Raw genomic sequence first — 19633 nt, 5'->3', positions numbered from 1 at the left:
AGACAGTTTAATGAATGAGGAGAGGAATTTGGATGGAAAACAATAACCGTCGTGATTATGATGATTTTGATAAACCAATAGATACTGCTAATCAGGATAAAAATCAAATTCCTGTATTACCGAATGAGAAAGATATTGAAACAGAATTTATTTCATATCGTGGATATCATGAATTAAGCTCTGCCAAGGAAGAAGATATGACAGATGAAAATAATGAACACTTAGAAGTACAACCGCTTCAAGCATCTGATGATCAAGCAGAGGGTAAATCTACAAGGGAGAAGAAAAAAAGGTCCAGATGGCTGACACCAGTCATTACCGCGATTCTTGGTGGAATGGTGGCACTTGGAGCAGGTTCTTACTTAGGTTTTGTTGATTTATCAGGCGTACTGCCAGGTGATGATGGACCTGTTAAAACAGCCATTGCTACAAATGATAAGGTAAATGATGAGGATGGCCTGAAGATTGTAGACTCTACGAAAACAACCTCTGAACTAATTCAAATGATTGAGGAGGTTTCTCCTGCGGTTGTAGGTATTGTGAATATACAAAACTCAACTAATTATTATGACTACCGCCAACCAACAATCAATGAGGAGTCCAATAACAGCCAGGAGAGCGGGACTGGTTCTGGGGTTATTTTCAAAAAAACGGGAAAAGATGCATTTATTGTGACCAATAATCATGTTATTGAGAATGCAGATACTATTGAGGTGTCCTTGTCAGAAGGCACAAGGATAACGGCTGAACTGATTGGAACAGATCCATTAACAGACTTGGCTGTATTAAAAATTGATGGAAGCAAAGTGACAAAAGTAGCTGAATTCGGAGACTCTGAAAAGCTAAGTGTTGGTGAACCGGTATTGGCAATAGGTAACCCTTTGGGCCTTGACTTCTCAGGGTCCGTAACCCAGGGAATTATCAGCGGATTACAGCGGACAGTAACGGTTGCCACATCAGCTGGTGAATGGGATATGGACGCAATCCAAACGGATGCAGCTATAAACCCTGGGAACAGTGGCGGAGCGCTTGTCAATTCCGACGGACAAGTTATCGGTATCAACAGTATGAAAATATCATCTGAAGAGGTTGAGGGAATAGGGTTTGCTATTCCAAGTAAGGATGTTTCAGATATTGTCAATGACCTTCTTGCCGATGGAAAAGTACAGCGTCCATATATTGGTGTAGGCTTGCAATCTATATCCGAAATACCTCAATATGTATTGCAGCAACAATTGAATCTTCCTTCCGAGATAACAAGTGGAGTGTTAGTAACTCAGGTGGAAACCGGTTCTCCCGCTGCTGAAGCAGGTATAGAGGCTAAGGACGTGGTAGTGGCAATCAATGATGCGGAAGTCACTACACTTGGGGAGTTCAGAAAATACTTGTATTCTAATGCTGCAAATGGAGATAAGGTCAAAATCAAGCTTTATCGAAATGGAGTGGAGAAAACCGTATCTGTTACAGTAACGGAGAAATAATAACTGAGAATAACTGTCGACTGCCTTGCCCCCTTGGGTAGAAGACATTATTTAAATAGATGAAGATTTCGCTTTGAAGCCTTATTTTAAGGCTTCTTTTTTTCGCATTTATGAGCAAGTTGGTATTTTCGTGTACATATATATAGAAGAAAAAGACATGAGGGAGACCAAAATGGGAGTGTCGTACTGTCCTAAACGGAAAATATTCCATTTGCAAGCTGGTGAAATGAGCTATGTGATAAAAATTTATCATCAAGCATATCTGTCTCATTTATATTGGGGGAAAAGGATCAAGGATGTGAATGAAAGCAATCAATTACAGTTTAAGTACCGATTGTTCTCTCCACAACCAGAAGGGTTTGACAGAACGTTTTCCCTTGATACGTTGCCTCAGGAATATCCAGCAAACAACACTGATTTTCGTACGCCGGCCTATCAAGTTCAATTTTCGGATGGTTCAGCCGTTACTGATTTAAAATATAAACATTTTCACATATATAAGGGGAAACGAAAATTAACCGGATTACCTGCTACGTACATTGAAGAAGAAGAGGAAGCAACCTCTATAGATTTTACCCTTATGGATAATCAAACGGGGCTTCAGGCGATATTGACGTATAGTACATACGAGCAATCCAATGTGATCACTCGGTCAATCCGGTTTATAAATCATGGAGATAACCCCGTGAGTATACTTAAAGCCATGAGTGCTTCTGTTGATTTTAGGGAAAGCGAATTTGATTTGCTCACTTTATATGGCGCACATGCGAATGAATGTAATCTATCCAGAAAACGTTTAACAGCCGGAAGTCATCTAATCGAGAGCAGACGTGGGGCCAGCAGTCATCAGCATAATCCCTTTATGTGCCTGGCAAAGCCAGATACAAATGAAGAGTATGGAGAAGTATACGGGTTCAGCCTGGTTTATAGTGGGAATTTTATAGCACAGGCTGAGGTTGATCAGTATGAAACCACGCGCCTTTCCATTGGTATTAATCCCTTTAACTTTAGTTGGCATTTGGGGAGTGGAGAAATCTTTCAAACACCGGAAGTCGTTATGGTTTATTCTTATAAGGGTTTCAGTGACATGTCGAGAACTTATCATGAATTATATCGTTTTCGATTGGCGAGAGGGCAGTACAGAGATTGTCTGCGGCCAGTTTTGTTGAATAACTGGGAAGCTACTTATTTTAAATTTAACACTGATAAGCTTTTACTACTTGCACTGGAAGGCAAGGAGCTTGGGATTGAATTATTTGTCCTGGATGATGGATGGTTTGGAAAACGTAACAACGCCAAAACTTCTCTTGGAGATTGGTATGTAAATAAGCAAAAATTATCTGGAGGGTTAAAAACGCTGGCAGAGCAAATTAATCAGCTTGGGATGAAATTTGGACTTTGGTTTGAACCGGAAATGGTATCTATGGAAAGTGACTTATATCGAAATCATCCCGATTGGTGCATTCAAGTCTACAATCGCCCGAAATCATTAGGACGTCATCAATTGGTCCTTGATCTAACAAGAGCCGAGGTATGCGAGTACATTATTGAGTCGGTTTCGAATGTCTTATTATCTGCTCCTATTAGTTATGTGAAGTGGGATATGAATCGACATATGACGGAAGTGGGGTCACTTGCTTTTCCTATAGAACGCCAAAGAGAAACAGGGCATCGCTACATTCTGGGACTCTATTATATATTAGAGGTGTTGACTACCCGCCATCCAACGGTCTTATTTGAGAGTTGTTCGGGGGGAGGGGGAAGATATGATCCAGGAATGCTGTTTTATATGCCTCAAGTGTGGACGAGTGACAATACAGATGCTGTCTCAAGGTTGAAAATCCAGCACGGAACAAGCCTTGTGTATCCGCCGGTGACAATGGGAGCTCATGTGTCAGCAAGTCCAAACCATCAGGTGCATCGTCACACTTCTTTAATCATGCGTGGACATGTTGCTATGTCAGGAAATCTAGGATATGAGCTGGATTTTTCCAAACTGAGTCAATTAGAAAAGAAAATGATTAAAGACCAGATTTCCTTGTATAAGGAAATCCGTCCGATTATACAATTTGGCACGTATTATCGATTACTTAGCCCATTTGCAGGAAATCAGGCAGCTTGGCAATTTGTCAGTCAAGATTTATCTGAAACGGTTGTGATGTATTTCAGAATGATGGCACAGCCTGCAGAACCGTTTCATATTCTGAGGCTCAGGGGGTTAGATACCGAAAAAGAATACCTCGATACCCATACATCCTTAATATATGGTGGAGATGAATTAATGTATGCAGGGCTTTCTATCCCGGAAATGAAGGGGGATTATTGCAGTATGTTTTGGAGGTTTGCCTTTGAAGGTTACGAAAAGATAAATAATATAGAGGCCTAGCTTTTATGAGTTTAGATTAATATGATGAGAATTCAAGAAAATAATAATTTACTTTGGATATATTTTCCTCTAAACTTCAAGGTATAGATGTATTTAGAAGGAGAATTAGATGACAAGTGAATTCATTGCAAATTTATTTATTAATCTATTTATCATTCTGATTATTATTCAATTCATTTACTTTTGGCATGTTAAATATGGGGTACTTGGAGTAATTAATCCTTTAATCGTTGGAATTGGTCAAGCGATTGCGATTCTTATTAATATTTTATTCTTCACTGCTGAATCACCTCCAGGCATTCAGATCATGAATTATAGTTCTATATCCGTTGTCATCGGTATCTTTTATGGTGGTTACGCGATTGGTATCAGTTTATATACGCTGACACTTACTGCTTCAATCCTTTACACCTCTTCATTTGAATGGTTTCACTTTTTTTCAGGCTTGTTTGTCCTATTCTCTGCCATGGTTATGAGAAAGCAATACGTCAAATTAATGACCAGACAGCGTTTAGTCGCCTCCTTTGTAACGGCGCTTATTTCCTCTTTGGCTATTATGGCGACTTTCACAATTATAACAATTAATGACGTTAAACTAATAAATCAAGTTTTGTATGTTTTCTTGTATATAACTGGAATGGTCTGGCTTGTTTTTTCAATAGAAAGGCTGGAGAAAAATAGGAATTTTAAAAGTAAATTGATTGATACGGAAAAGATGCAGTCTGTCAGTCATTTAGCTGCCTCAATTTCACATGAAGTTCGTAATCCATTAACAGCAACGAAAGGATTTTTACAACTATTAAGAAGTGATGAGAATCTTACGAAGGAAAAGAAAGAGCAGTATATTGATATTGCACTATCCGAATTGGACCGCGCTGATAGTATTATTAAAGATTTTCTAGCATTTGCCAAGCCGCATATTAACAGTAAAGAAGATATCAATATTCAAACAGAGTTGAATAAAGTAGCTGATATTGTTCAGCCGTTAGCCACTATGCGAAATGTACGTATTCAGATTGAAGTGGCTTCCTTTATAGTGAGAGGAGAAAAGCAATTATTCCAGCAATGTTTCGTTAATATCTTAAAAAATGGAATCGAATCAATGGGTCATGGGGGCTCTCTTACAATCACCACGGATAATAAGAGAAAAGGTGTAGATATACATATTATAGATACGGGTATTGGTATGACCAATGAACAATTAAAGCGTTTGGGTGAGCCTTATTATTCAACAAAAGGGGTAGAAGGAACAGGCCTTGGAATGATGGCGGTATATCGGATAATAGATTCGATGAAAGGGTCAATCCGTGTAAAAAGCAAGCCTGGTGAAGGGACAGCCTTTACCATCTATTTACCGGGACATGAATAAAAATAACTGCATAAAGAGACCTGAATGGATTATACCATTCAGGTCTTTTTATGCCTTCAATCAACATGGTACAAATCAGGCGGTATCGCATCAAGAAATGGACTCATTTCATCACTGCTAAACAGATAGAGTTCGTGCATAGCTCTTGTACAAGCCGTATAGAATAACTTTCGCTCCAATTCACGGTTATAGGTTTCTTTTGATGCATCAAAAATAATGACAGCATCGAATTCAATTCCTTTCGATAAATAGGAAGGCAGGATTAATATTCCCTTATTATACGAATAGGTGTTTTTTTGCATGAGCTGGATATCAAGATCTCTTGATAATTCTACGTAGGCATTCTGAGTTTCTTCTTCTGTTTTACATATAATCGCAATGGTTTGATGGCCAGCGTTCTCCAAAGAAGCGATTAGATTCATTATTTCCTGGATCCGTTCTGAATTGTTATTAACGATTTTTATCGTAGGTTTTGGCCCAGTTCTATTAAATGGTTCAATTTGGACATTGCTGAGAATTTCCTTCGTAAAGTCAACAATTTGACGGGTTGATCGGTAGCTCTTTGTCAGAACCATCTTCTCAAAGCTCTCTGACTCATACAGCTCATTAGACAGAAGGGTTGGTGCATTCATCGAATGAGCATAAATAGCCTGATTAAAGTCGCCTAAAATGGTCATTTTGCTATTTGGAAAAAGTTGTTTGAGAACAGCAAATTGAAATGGCGAATAATCCTGTGCCTCGTCAATAAATAAATGCCGGATAACATTATTAGTTTTTCGTCCCTCCAATTGTGCCTTTAAATAAATATAAGCTGTTGCATCTTCATTGGCTAATTGGTTTTGTTTGCATTTGTCTATGGTGTAGTCACAAATCCTTGGCCATATTTTAGGATAATCAGCATCATTAATATATTTATAGCCATTAAGGAAAAAGTTCATATAGATAGCTTTTACATGGATAAATTTTAGATTTTTAATGGCTTTTTTTATTGGATTAAAATATTTACGAACTATTTTTTTGGCCAATTCATCTCTCTCGTGTTCAAAATCATTAAATGTGTCCTCTGACAAGCGATTTCTTGCCTGAATCTCCATATAAGTCTCAGTATATTCATCTGTTTCAAGTAACTCTAATTCATCCTCTACCCATTCTTTTTTATATTCGAGTTTTTCTATTTGATTCAGTTTTTGTAAGAGCCAATCCTTCACGGTCTGCATACGAAGCTGGATAGGGCCCCCACCATCGAGAGAGTAAAAGTATTCCGCAATCTCACTTGATGAAATAAGTATTTCACCGCGAAAAGTAATGGTTTTAAATTTTAAATCCTGTCGACTGAGATGGTCAATATAGGCATCAATTATTTGTTTATACTGCAAGTGGGACTTAAAACGAATTCCTTCAAGTCGAGCCTGATAATATTCATCCTGTTCATTTTTCAATACGTATTCCATTTGTTGAAAAGGATCCTCGATATCATATTCGTTACCTACATACTTTTCGATATAATCCTGAAAAGTAATTTGTTGCATGTTTTCTTCACCTAAATTAGGCAGAACAGTGGCTATATAGCTGTTGAATAGAGGATTTGGAGAAAATAATAAGATATGATCTGATTTGATTTTCCCAAAATAACGATATAGTAAAAAAGCCACGCGCTGAAGGGCAGCCGAAGTTTTACCGCTTCCGGCCACACCCTGGACGACCAAATACTTACTTTGTACATTACGAATAATTTTATTTTGCTCTTTTTGAATCGTGGCGACAATATTCTTCATTTGATTATCCGCACGGGTGCCAAGAACTTCTTTTAAGAGTTCATCTCCTATTGTTAAGCCGGTATCAAACATACTTTTAAGCTTTCCATTTTTGATGATATATTGTCTCTTTAGCTCCATCGTACCCGTGATGGACCCTTCGAGTGTTTGATATTCAGCAGGTCCGGGCAAGTGGTCATAGTATAGACTCGAGATTGGGGCACGCCAATCATAGATTAGGAAATTTTCATTGTTTTGATCCATTAGAGAAGCAATTCCAATATAGACTTGATCTATTTGTTCTTCACCGTCTTCATGAAAATCTATCCTGCCGAAATATGGGGAGTCTTTAAGTAGATCCAGTGTTTTTAGCTGCTTTGTAATCTGATGTTGGGTTCTTTCTCTTTCTGACAGTAATTCAGATTGCTGTTTTATGCTCGCCAGTGTTTCGACAGCATCCTCCACATTGTCCATATTGACGGTGACATCTTCCCAAAAGGTTTTGCGAATATGAATGACTTCATCTTTAAGTCCACCTGATGATTGGTTCAGCTTATTGGCTTTGTCCTCAATAATCCTGGTAATGGTTGATAGTCGTTGTTCTTCCTCGTGTTTAGCATAATTTTGTTCGGTCATATCCTGTCCTCCCATTGATTCGGATATCAATACGCAGTCATCCTTTCTATAATGGATGATTCTCGTGAATTTAATGAAAGACGAATCAAATTATTCTTTTCCAAACTATAAAATATCAATACCCGATATCGGTGACATTTAAATCCTGTCATCAATACCGGGTATTGGTGGGTTAAATTATAGTTTAGTTGAATGAACTTCTTTCTGCTGGTCTGCATCCTTTTCAAAGAACAGGATTAGAGAAGGGAGTAATAGGCCTCTTACAAGGAATGTATCCAATATAATGCCTATTGCTACAATAAAACCAAAAACAAATAAAACGGCAATGGGCTGTGTCATTAATACAGCGAATGTGGCCGCAAGAATGATTCCTGCGGAGGAAATGACACCGCCTGTATTGGCCACCGCGATTTCCACAGCTTTTTTAACAGGGTGCTTTTCGCGTTCTTCTTTGTATCTGGATATTAAAATAATATTATAATCGATACCCAGTGCTACAAGGAATACGAAAGCATATAGCGGTACACGGGTGTTAATAGCATCAATGCCAAATAGGATATCTGTTAAAAATGTTCCAAGACCTAGAGCTGCCAGGAAGGATAGTAAAATCGTTCCCATCATATAAATAGGCATCTTGAACGATTTGGTCAAAACAAACAGTAGAACTAAAATGAGTAATGTTTCTGCAATGACAATCACGATAATATCCCGATCATTAATGGTTCGATCGTCCACTTTTGTAGCAGTTTCTCCAGCGAAGTATAGCTCCCCTTCAATGTCTGCTTCTTTTAAGAGCGTATCTGATTTGTCTCGTATGGACTCTAAAGCATCTAAGGATTCTAATGCATATGGACTTTCTGAAAATGAAAGACTGTACTGTAGTGCTTTTCCATCTTCAGTAGCACCTGATTGGCGAATACTTGCTACCAGATTTTGTTCTTCAAGTGTTTTTGCAAGTTTTTCGCTTTGGTCCTTTGAAATAGATTGTTCAGATTTAAGTAAAACGGTTGTGGGTGCCAAGTCACCTTTATCGAACTTTTCTTCCACAATCTCATAGCCTTCACGAGATTGCATATCCTCTGGGAATCCTTTTACTGTATCAAATTCATATTTTATATTAAAAATGTTTAAGGCAGAGATAAGCAGAATAGCAAAGACAATTCCTCCAGCCATTAAAGGCTTGGTGGTAACAAAGTTTGCAGTTCTGGACCAGAACGTAGCTTTTATTTGATTACTTTCCCCAACCTGAGGGATCTTAGGCCAAAAGGATTTTCGGCCAAATAGGGTAAATAAAGCCGGAACGAGTGTCACGGATGCAATCATGATGATAAACATCGTGGTGGCAAAAGTAGGTGCAAAGCTTTGATAATCCCCATTTTTAGCCATGAATAGGACAAGCATGGCGGCCAAAACTGTCCCGCCTGAGAAGAAAACAGGTTCGCCTGTTTCTCTCATCGCCAAACTCATTGCTTCATGCTTGCTGGTATAACGTTTCAGTTCTTCTCGATATCGTGCAAAAACGAATAGAGAATAATCTATCACGGCTGCAAATAAGAGAATGGTCATAATGGAGAGAGATTGCGTGCTCATTTCCAAACCTGCTTTCCCCATAATTCCCAGCACCTGATCTACCACTATATATACAAAACCAGCAGCCAAAAGTGGAATCAGTGCTAATAATGGGGAACGATAAATAACAATTAGCAGGACTAAAATCAATCCAACTGTTGAAAATAATAAGACAAGGTCGGCTTTTGAAAATAAGCCCAATGTATCAGCGGCAATTCCCGCCGGTCCAGTAATCTTGAATGTCATGTCAGCAGTGGTGTCTTCTACTGCAGAATAGATATCCTCAATGCCAGCTTGAATTTCTTTTGACTCAAGTGAGCTTTCAAAATTAAGCGGTATAACAGCTGTTGTTTCATCCTTTGATAAAAATTGTGCCTGTGCCTGTGGAGGCAGTGAAGAAAAAGGAACAGCTTCCTTAACTCCTTTTATATCTTCCTTAATAATCACATCCATCGCCTGACTTATTGTCTGCGTGTCTGCTTTGCCTGACTCAGTCGAGAATACTAAAAGAGCTGGGACCCCCTGATCATCTTTAAAGTATTTGTTCAGTTCTTCGTTGGCAATAACGGATTTTGCATCATCAGGTAATGTTTGTATACTCGACACATCATAATCTTTGGCACTTGGTGCAAATAAGAATAATCCTAAGGTCACCACTAACCATGCAATTAATGTTATCCACATGCCGCGTTTAGTAGTAACCCTATCTGTTAGTGCGGCTAATAATCTCTTCAATTAAATTCCTCCTTCAGGAAAGGTTATGGGAATTATACGCATACCATAATTTAATTAAATAATTTATACAACAATTTATCAAATTTGATGATTCCTTAAAATGTATCAATATTGTCTGCACACTGAATCGTATTGGTTGAAACATTCCATATAGTAAGATATAAAAAGAATAAATGAGCGTATAGAAGGAAAGAAGGTAACAACTTGGAAACAAAGACATGCAGTGAAACAAGAATTGTAAAAACAAACCGTATATTTCCGAGCGATGTAAACGATCATAATACATTATTTGGCGGAAAGTTAATGAGTGATATTGATATGACAGCTTCACTTTCAGCGACGAGACATAGCCGTAAAACGGTGGTTACGGCCTCAACTGATTCTGTAGATTTTCTAAATCCCATTACAACCCGGGACTCTGTATGTTTGGAGTCGTATGTGACCTATACTGGCAAGAGCTCTATGGAGGTATTTGTAAAGGTAATTGCTGAAAATTTAATGAGCGGAGAACGTAAAATTGCAGCAACAGCATTTCTTACATTTGTTGCACTGGATGAAGGAGGAAGGCCATGTCGTGTTCCAACCATCGTCCCTGAAACCGAGGAAGAGAAGAAACTGAATGAGACAGGGAGCATTCGTGCTGCTAAACGAAAACTGCATCGTATCCAAAGTAAGGAGCTTGCTGAATACATCACAACAAAGAGACCGTGGGAATAACAAGATGTTATTAAAAAGAAATGCAGAAAATGGGACAGCCATGATCTACATTTCTTTTTTTTATACCAATCACCAGTTAATATCTTTTTTTAGTCTATAAGACGTTATAGCCGCGTACTCCCTCACATGTGATTTCAGCCTTGAAATTTTAGGTGTTTTAGCTGGGATCCCAGTTAATTTTAAATCTAGTTTCTCAGCTATTTTGATTGTTCGATAGAGGTGGTAATCATTTGTTACAACGGCACCAGAATTTAGGTGGTTTGGTATCAGTTCTTTCGAAAATGATATATTTTCTTTCGTGTTTGTCGAAGCATCTTCCAGGATTAATCTGTTGCTTGGTATACCGTATTCCTCTAATCCTCTTTTCATTGCCTCAGCTTCAGAAATATCCTCACCATCTCCCTGACCACCGGATAGGATTGCAATACATTTAGGATGATTTATTAAAAAATCAGCTGCAGCATCAATACGGTACTTTAGTGACAGTGATGGTGTTTCACCTTTTACTCTTGCACCGAGTACAATAATATAATCAATTGTTTCCTCCTGTTCTTGATTAGCGTAGCGAAACATATTAAATTGAAGGATGGATATGTAAATAAGTATGATGATTATAATAGCTGTAAAACTTATGTATAGCTTCCTTTTCATCTTTGGCAGCTCCTTTGCATATTTCTAAGATAATCATATAGGAAATATGGATGAATTTGTAAAATAAAAAGGTAATATTAACGAAAAGTTCAAAATATATGCATTTATTTGATTGGGATATGAGTTATTATGAGAGCAGAAGGATCATATACAAAGTTTTAACCTATAAAGAGGCTCAATCAATGTGTTTGTTTCGTAGAGGTAAGTCACTCGAGAAGGCGAACAAAGTAAAAGTAGTTATTATATCCTTAAAATTAAATGTAATCGCAGGATAAAGAATGCGAATCATTTTAATCTTACAGATTATGTAAAGGGATATGATAGAGGATACAGGGATAGAGAAATGAAATATACAGTTGAGTTTCTTGTAATGTTAGAATACGGAACCTGCACAATCAACTGATTCGTATTTTATTAGTAAACGATGACAAAGGTATTTCGAATTTTTCAGCTGTTTATGATTGAGTCTCTTTGTATGTTAACTGAAGGATCCTTCGATTACGGAAATAGGGAAATAAAAAAGAGATTAGAGGTAGAGAAACCATCTGATCTCTTTTTTATTTTTATAGAAAGGTGATTTTAACAGGACATTCTCGATTGTCTAAAGAGGGATCAAGATGGATATCCGGTATTAAAATAAGTGCTTATTCTTCCTGCTTGTAAATACTGTGTTTCGGAATGGCCATCTCATCAAAATTGGATGCTAGGATGTTAAGCTCTTTTTTTAAGTATTCCTCAAGGAGAGGGAGACCATGACCTGTTACAGCAAAGTTTGGATTTAGCTGATTTAACTGTATGACTGAATCCTTTGCGGCTGTCCAATCTGTTGTGAAATAACGCGGTGGACCGCTGATTTCTTGTTTTTGAGTAAGAACTTTATAAAGGGATTCCTGTTTTACTCCAACAAATGCATCTCCGGCAATCAAGAAGCCATCTTCTTCTCGGTATAATGAAATATGTCCTGGTGTATGCCCGGGCGTATGGATCCATCTCCAGCCAGGCATTTCAGGAACACTCCCATCAGCAGGAAGAGGTTGCACTTTATTGCCGAGATCAATGCCATGATTAGGGAAGAATCGGGCAATATCAGGAACAAGTCCGCCCTCTGCTTTATAGTCAGGTTCAGGATAATTCTTTTGTCCGGTTAAATAAGGGATTTCCAGCTCATGTGCATATACAGGCACATCCCACTTATCCAGTAATTCCTCAAGTGCACCAACATGGTCAAAGTGGCCATGTGTTAAAATAATCGCTTTTGGCATACTATCTTCACCAAACCGTTTGTTTACTGCTTCAATAATTTCGTCATCTGCTTTAGGCATACCGGCATCAATCAGAACAAAATTTTCTTGATTAGGAAGACCGGCCAGTGTCACATTGACAATTTGCGTATTCAGGACATAAATATCTTCTTTTACCTCAATACCCATTCCGCTTGTAGAGGAAGTTAAAGGAATATATGTATGACGGAATGTTTGTTTAGATTTATGTTCCATAAAAGATCACTCCTTTAGTCAGCTCTTTAGTAGTATGTACCCTTATTACTTTTCTCATTAACACTAATCATGAAAATAGAAAAAATTAGCGGGTTTAAGCTTTCTAGCAGATGCGAATGTTTGCTTTTTTAGTTCAAATCTATAAAACTGGTACAATAAGAATCCATTAAAAATAGTTTAAAGAAGGACTGTATTGTAGAAAGTGGAATTGATAACGATTTATATGTATAATTATCTTTTTCAGGAATTATATTCTTAATGCCGTGTCAGTTGTGATTTTATCTTGTTCAAGTATAATAAAGAAAATGGCTACTGGCCTAACTAGTAATGAATATGGTGGTTTATCATGTCTAACAATAAAAATTTCACGTCGAGAATAGATTATGGTCTTCTATTTATTGTATTTTTGCTTTTTATAACAAGCTGTATGGCTATATATAGTGCACAAACGACAGGTCAATATGCCGAAAACTTTCTTGTAAAGCAAATTGTCTGGTATATCGTAGGAATCAGCCTTGCATTTGTGATCATGAGATTTGATGCTGACCAAATGAAAAAAATGAGCTGGTATTTATATTTCTTTGGCTTATTTCTATTGATGACCATTATAATTGCACCAACAAGTATCGCTCCAGTTGTCAATGGAGCAAAAAGCTGGTTTAGATTTCCTGGTATTGGTTCAATTCAGCCATCGGAATTTATGAAGGTATTTCTAATTTTGGCGTTGGCGGCTCTTATCCAAAATCATCATCTGAAGCATCGGATTAAAACACTTCAAACCGACTTTATCCTTTTATGTAAAATCGTAATTACTACAGCTATTCCGATTTTGCTTGTCATGAAACAGCCCGATTTGGGTACTTCTCTTGTCATGATTGCGATTATGGTTGGGATGATTTTTGTATCGGGTATCACTTGGAAATTACTTTTACCGATATTTGGCGGTGGTACACTGTTAGTTGGAGTTATTTTTTACCTCGTTGTATGGCATCCAAATATTATGGAGAAATATTTCCATGTTAAACAGTATCAATTTGGGCGTATCTATGCATGGCTTGATCCGTATAACTATACTTCTTCTGAAGGGTACCAGTTAATCAAATCGCTATTAGCAATTGGTTCCGGGACCACATCCGGTAAGGGATTTGCGAATAGGGAGGTTTACTTGCCAGAAGGTCACACAGATTTCATATTTGCTGTCATTGGAGAGGAATACGGATTTCTTGGTTCAAGCATTGTCATCAGCTTATTCTTCTTATTGATCTATAACATGACAAAAATTGGACTTGAAACTAAAAATGATTTTAATACCTATATTTGTGTTGGTGTAATCTGTATGCTGACTTTCCATGTGTTTGAAAATATTGGGATGACGATCGGCTTGCTGCCGATTACCGGTATTCCTTTACCATTTTTAAGCTATGGGGGAAGCTCATTGCTCGGCAATATGATGGCGCTCGGATTAATATTCAGCATAAGATACCATCATAAGAAATACATGTTTTCTACATCTTCATAAGGAAATTAACATTGAATACCTCTTGCTGAGTTTGAATCAGCAGGGGGTATTTTTTGTTTAATAACAACTAATTATGGCTCTCAAAATATATATTTTTAATGAATGATAAATTACTATTTTATATTTAGTTTAAGAATATGTTACATGGCAGTTATTGTTATTTTTTGTTTTATAATAAAGAGATAGTCATATAAAACTACATAAGTGCGAATTATATAAATAATATGTAAAGAAAAGGTGAATGAATGAGACAAAAGTTATATGGGAAATTGCCGGGTTTATTTATAGGATATTATCCGGTATTTCTCACTCTGTTTCTCTTGTTATTAGGCCTGAATTTTATAGTAATCCTACTTGATTATGAACATTTGGAATTTGGAACAATCCTTCTCTCTGGTATATTGATTTTTGTTATTAGTCTTCAATCCTATTACATATCCAGACAGCCAATAAACGTGGGTGATAAGGAGAGGGGACAATCTATTAATTCGATTTTATATGGAATCATTATCAGTGATTCCAAGGGGAAAATAATTGACATAAATCGAGTTGGAAGTGAGATCCTTGGAATAGCAACTGAAAGTGCTTCTTCTGTATCATTGATTGATGGTCTATGGGGACTCGTAGACAGACATGGAAATCTAATACATAAAAATGATATCCCAATATCGGTATCATTAAATACGTGTAAACCGGTTGAAAGGGAAGTTATCGGCATAAAAAATTTCAAATTTCAAAAGCCTATTTGGCTCGAAGTTAGTGCCAATCCTGTTTTAAATGCAGATAAACATATAGAAGCAGTTGTACTCGTATTCAATGAGATAACTGACCAATATAATTCAATAAAACTATTGAATGAAAAAAATGAACAATTACGGCAAATGTCATTCACGGATTATATTTTAAATATCCCAAATCGACGCTATTTTAATTCTTACTTAACTGAGGTTTGGCTTGAATCTAAAAAGTCTGGAACACCAGTTACATTATATTTAATTGAAATTGATTATATGAAGGAGTATAGGAGAGATCAGGAATTTTCCTATAGTGACCATGTATTAATGGAAGTATCTAAAAAATTATGCGAGGCAGTGGACGGAGAGGGAGTTGTAACTCATATAGAGGGCAGCCGATTTGCTGTCATCTTTTCAGGACTATTTGGTAAACAAATTAGAGAGAGGCAAGCTGAATTAAGAAATGGGCTTATTCAGCTGACAGTTGATAATAAATTAGCATCCAATATAAATGATTTTACTGTATTTATGGGAGTGTCTACACGGGTAGCGACAGACAATTTAGATCACTCTATTCTTATAGAAGAAGCAAATATTGAATTGAATCAGGAAAAAATAAGTAGTGTTGCGAGAGTGTAGATGAAGTTCCAATTAAATAAAAATGGATAGAGTGATAAAAGTATGAATTTTAATAATAAATTTATTAAAAATACATACTTTTTTGTTTTTTTATCTACTTTTAATTATTTTAATATAATTTTTTGATAAAATAAAAAAAGAGATATTTTGCTTTTGATATTAATAGAATAGTAACTGCATGCAAGTAAATGATCCGTCCGGTTACTCGGCCTTATACTATATTCCTGCAAGGATGAGGCCCAATCGATCAGCATCAGGTATGTTTGTAAAATAATCTAAATGTCAATGGAGTGAAATAAGGTTAAGTAGAATCTTGCCTTAAAGGGATTTTTAGATTGTTATCAGCTCAAAACATATCTTGTTTGCAAGCTGAATTTAATAGAAGAATTGATAGAAACTGAACAATACATATAAGTGGGTGTTCGAATGAAAGCAAAAGCAATTCAATTATTAAGACAAGTTGACCTATTTTCGTGCTTATCAGAAAAAGAGATAAAGGAACTGGAGCCTTTTATATATGAAAGAACATATAAGAAGGGTCAATATCTATTTTTTGAAGGAGATCCGAGACTCAGGATATATATATTAATTGATGGCTTTGTAATGCTTGAAAAATCGAATCAGCAGGGTAGCTTATTATATACAAGTTACGTTAAAAAGAATACAGTCTTTCCTTATATGGGCTTATTTAAAAATGAGGACTACAATCATAGTGCCGTCGCAGAAACTGATATTCGGGTTTTCTATATGGTGGCAGATGCATTCGAAAGTATTGTATCAAAAAACTCTACACTTCTTAAAAAAGTAATCCTGCAAGTCAATGAATTACTTGCGGTACAAGAAAATCGAGTTAAAAATGTTATGACCCCGAGTGCACATGTAAGAGTGTTGAATACCATTGATTATTTAATGAATGATTTGGGTGAAGAAGAATCGGGGGTCATTCGTATTAATTGCCCAATTACAACAACCAAAATTTCTGTTATGTCCGGAACCTCCAGAGAAACCGTAAGTATGGTCGTAAATAAATTAAAGAAGGACCAGATTTTGTCTATAAAGGATCGAATGCTCCATATTCATAAACCTGAATATTTTGAAGAAGAGGTTATATGAGGGAATTTATGAACTGATTAATTGAAAATCTCTCCATCTCCCTACTATAATAGGAATATTAAACTGAAGGGATGGAGGGGTAATGTGGTCAAAACTTCCTATCATACACTGGGAGCAGTTATATTTATTTGGGGGTTAGTATTACAACTGAAATGGCCCGGTCAGGATGAAACTATAGGCCATCAACTGTTTCAAGCGTACTCTATTCCTGTTACAGCCGAGATTGGAATCTCTTATGTTTGGATTGTATCCATTATCATTCAGGTCAGCGGAATCTTGTTATTTTTGAAATGGCTATCTATGGAGCATCCCCGGATTTTAAAGAAATATACGCAATTTGAACCGGTATTCTTGGTTGTCTTATTGTTTGCTATTCCTTTTGTAATTAATAGTCTATTAAGTACTTCTGCCAAAACGTATATTTATGCTGATGAGAATGGAGCTAATGCTATAGAATATTTGGAAAGCGAATGTACAATGGAAGAGCAGGATGAAGGTAATCTGTATGAATGCAAAATTATACTGCAAAATTATGAGCATCAATCACAGCAGGTAACGTTGCATTTTCCTGTTTCCGATTCTGTAAAGAAAGAAAAACAGGTAACAGCTTATTTACAGGTTCATGAAAAAAAGGAGATTAGAGTCCAATTTACAGCCGACGAATTAGCCGTTTTCGAAGGGGTACCTGAATTTACAATACAATCATAATGGACTGAACAAAAATAAGGAAAATATATCGGAGAACTGTTTCTATGGTAAACGGTTCTCCGATTTGTTTTTAGGTTAGTTAAGATTACATTTCCTGCGGTGCTTCCATTCCTAATAAATGCATACCTTCTTCAAGAACGATGGTAATTGATTTTATTAAAGCCAAGCGATTTTGCAATTCACTGTCATTCTCCAATATGCGTATATGTCCATAATAGCGATTAAAGGATTGAGCCAAGTCAATCAAGTATTTAGCAATAACGGATGGCTCCATTTTTTCGAAAGCCCGCTCAATCACGGATGGAAAGGCCAGCAAATGCTTTACAATATCAAAGCTATATTCATCACTTAAGCCTGCTGAAGCACTCGTAGGAGTGGATGCCTTTCTAAGAATCGAATGGGCACGAGCATTTGTATATTGTAAATAGGGACCGGTTTCCCCTTCAAACTTTAGGATGTCTTCAAGTGAGAATTCAATATTATTCATGCGGTCATTTTTCAAATCGTTGAATATAACAGCTCCTACACCGACTTGTCTTGCAACCTCATCTTTGTCATTTAAATCAGGATTTTTATTCTCAATATTTTTACGAGCAAGCTCGATTGATTCGGCCAGCACTTCCTCGAGGAGAACCACTCTTCCTTTACGGGTCGACATTTTTTTGCCGTCTTTCATAATCATTCCGAACGGTACATGTGAAATGTCGTCAGCCCAGTCAAATCCAAGTTTCTTTAAAACAGCTTTAAGCTGTTTAAAATGTAAGGATTGTTCATTTCCGACTACATATACAGCCATGGCAAAATCATAGGTACGATGACGGTATAAAGCAGCTGATAAATCCCGTGTTACATAAAGAGTCGCGCCATCGGATTTTTTGATTAAACAAGGTGTTAATCCCTCTTCCTCTAATTTGACTACCATGGCACCCTGATCTTCTACAAGCAGGCCGCTATTCTCAATTATTTCTACAACCTCTGCCATCTTATCGTTATAAAAAGCTTCCCCATTAAAAGAGTCGAATTGAATGCCAAGCAGCTCATATATTTTCTCGAATTCCTTCAGGGATTCTGCTCTGAACCATTCCCATAATTTCGTGGCTTCTTCGTCCCCATCCTCCAGCTTTTTGAACCAGTCACGTCCCTGCTGCTCTAGCTCAGGTTCTGTCTCGGCTTTTTCATGAAAAGTAATATATAACTTTAAAAGTTCGCTGATGGGACTCTTTTTAACTTTTTCTTCATTTCCCCATGCTTTATAGGCTACAATTAATTTTCCAAATTGAGTGCCCCAATCACCAATATGATTAATTTTAACGGGAGTATAACCGCATTTTTTAACAATATTGGCTATAGAGGCTCCGATTACAGTGGAGCGAAGGTGCCCCATCGAAAAGGGCTTGGCGATATTGGGTGAAGACATATCAATTGCAATATTTTCACCATGTCCAAGAGAAAGTGTGCCGTACTGATGTTGATCAGCTAATATCGTATTCATTACTTTTTCACTGATGGACTTCTTATCGAGGAAAAAGTTAACATACGGTCCTATAGCTTTTACATCCTCATAACGTTCATCCTTTAGTTGGTCAGCTAATGTTACGGCAATTTTCTGTGGAGATTGCTTCCACAGTTTTGCGAGAGTGAAACAGGGAAATGCCAAATCTCCATGTGCTTTGTTCTTTGGGGTTTCGACCAAAGACAAGCATGTTTCAAGATTTAAGTCACCGTTTAGTACTTCATTCATATGAGAAGCTACATCTAATTTTATATCCATATCCTCAGCCTCCAGTAAAATATAATAAAAAAAGCCCGTCTCTTAAAAATCTTTAAGAGACGGGCTGTAAACCCGCGGTACCACTCTGCTTGTTCTAATGAACCACTTTAACTTTATAACGGAAAAGTCCGGCCCAAACTACTAAAGATGTTCGCATGAGCATTTCAGAAGCGCGTTCCTTAAAACCAATAATACCAGGCTCTCACTATTCCCGGCTCGCTATAATTTGTATTTTAAGTACTATTCTTCATCATAAATATTATCTTTATTAATTTATATACAAATAGTATAGAAATTCCGAATAGAAAGTCAATACATATTATTCTTTTGCATGAATATATTGCTCATCTATACA

General features: G+C 36.9%; 13 protein-coding genes and 1 other annotated feature. Of the genes, 8 read left to right on the top strand and 5 right to left on the bottom strand.

Annotation, left to right across the window (positions count from 1 at the left end; translation table 11 throughout):
* Nucleotides 1-32 precede the first annotated feature (32 nt).
* The 3 genes from AC4D4A_RS04680 (at nt 33) to AC4D4A_RS04670 (ending at nt 5236) form a co-directional block, all read left to right on the top strand.
* Nucleotides 33-1481, top strand: a complete 1449-nt coding sequence (locus AC4D4A_RS04680; protein ID WP_490994822.1) for a S1C family serine protease — start codon at nt 33-35, stop codon at nt 1479-1481.
* Nucleotides 1482-1653: 172 nt separating this feature from the next.
* Nucleotides 1654-3867, top strand: a complete 2214-nt coding sequence (locus tag AC4D4A_RS04675) for an alpha-galactosidase (RefSeq protein WP_490994821.1) — start codon at nt 1654-1656, stop codon at nt 3865-3867.
* 109 nt (nt 3868-3976) lie between these two features.
* Nucleotides 3977-5236, top strand: coding sequence for an ATP-binding protein (locus AC4D4A_RS04670; RefSeq protein WP_490994820.1), 1260 nt, complete (start codon nt 3977-3979; stop codon nt 5234-5236).
* A 56-nt stretch (nt 5237-5292) separates the two neighbouring features.
* Here the strand turns inward: AC4D4A_RS04670 and helD are convergent, their stop codons facing one another.
* Nucleotides 5293-7626 (bottom strand): RNA polymerase recycling motor HelD, encoded by a 2334-nt coding sequence (helD, locus tag AC4D4A_RS04665; RefSeq protein WP_490994819.1) that lies wholly within the window; start codon nt 7624-7626, stop codon nt 5293-5295.
* 177 nt (nt 7627-7803) lie between these two features.
* Nucleotides 7804-9930, bottom strand: coding sequence for an MMPL family transporter (locus AC4D4A_RS04660; protein WP_490994818.1), 2127 nt, complete (start codon nt 9928-9930; stop codon nt 7804-7806).
* Between the two features lie 204 nt (nt 9931-10134).
* Between AC4D4A_RS04660 and AC4D4A_RS04655 the strand changes: the two genes are divergently transcribed.
* Nucleotides 10135-10647 (top strand): acyl-CoA thioesterase, encoded by a 513-nt coding sequence (locus AC4D4A_RS04655; RefSeq protein ID WP_066106417.1) that lies wholly within the window; start codon nt 10135-10137, stop codon nt 10645-10647.
* A gap of 69 nt (nt 10648-10716) precedes the next feature.
* Here AC4D4A_RS04655 and AC4D4A_RS04650 read toward each other — a convergent pair whose 3' ends face one another.
* A complete protein-coding gene (locus AC4D4A_RS04650; protein ID WP_490994817.1) occupies nt 10717-11298 on the bottom strand; it encodes a YdcF family protein in 582 nt (193 codons plus the stop codon).
* Between the two features lie 644 nt (nt 11299-11942).
* A complete protein-coding gene (locus tag AC4D4A_RS04645; protein ID WP_490994816.1) occupies nt 11943-12794 on the bottom strand; it encodes an MBL fold metallo-hydrolase in 852 nt (283 codons plus the stop codon).
* 346 nt (nt 12795-13140) lie between these two features.
* Here AC4D4A_RS04645 and rodA point away from each other — a divergent pair, with 346 nt between their 5' ends.
* The 4 genes from rodA (at nt 13141) to AC4D4A_RS04625 (ending at nt 17507) form a co-directional block, all read left to right on the top strand.
* Nucleotides 13141-14313 (top strand): rod shape-determining protein RodA, encoded by a 1173-nt coding sequence (gene rodA / locus AC4D4A_RS04640; protein WP_490994815.1) that lies wholly within the window; start codon nt 13141-13143, stop codon nt 14311-14313.
* A 245-nt stretch (nt 14314-14558) separates the two neighbouring features.
* The gene (locus AC4D4A_RS04635) at nt 14559-15686 is read left to right on the top strand and encodes a GGDEF domain-containing protein (protein ID WP_490994814.1); all 1128 of its coding nucleotides are present in this window, start codon (nt 14559-14561) and stop codon (nt 15684-15686) included.
* Nucleotides 15687-16112: 426 nt separating this feature from the next.
* Nucleotides 16113-16799: a Crp/Fnr family transcriptional regulator gene (locus tag AC4D4A_RS04630; RefSeq protein ID WP_490994813.1), complete on the top strand. Its 687-nt coding sequence runs from the start codon at nt 16113-16115 to the stop codon at nt 16797-16799.
* Nucleotides 16800-16883: 84 nt separating this feature from the next.
* Complete coding sequence (locus tag AC4D4A_RS04625) at nt 16884-17507, top strand: hypothetical protein (RefSeq protein ID WP_490994812.1); 624 nt, start codon at nt 16884-16886, stop codon at nt 17505-17507.
* 85 nt (nt 17508-17592) lie between these two features.
* Here the strand turns inward: AC4D4A_RS04625 and argS are convergent, their stop codons facing one another.
* Nucleotides 17593-19278 carry an arginine--tRNA ligase gene (argS, locus tag AC4D4A_RS04620; protein WP_490994811.1) on the bottom strand — a complete coding sequence of 562 codons (1686 nt, stop codon included), beginning with the start codon at nt 19276-19278 and terminating at the stop codon, nt 17593-17595.
* Between the two features lie 52 nt (nt 19279-19330).
* Nucleotides 19331-19541 (bottom strand) — a binding site (T-box leader).
* Between the last annotated feature and the right edge of the window lie 92 nt (nt 19542-19633).

It is taken from the genome of Pradoshia sp. Z5_111, from assembly GCF_058267535.1.
Note: the sequence above shows the minus strand (reverse complement) of the source record. Positions and strands in the feature narration are given on the sequence as shown.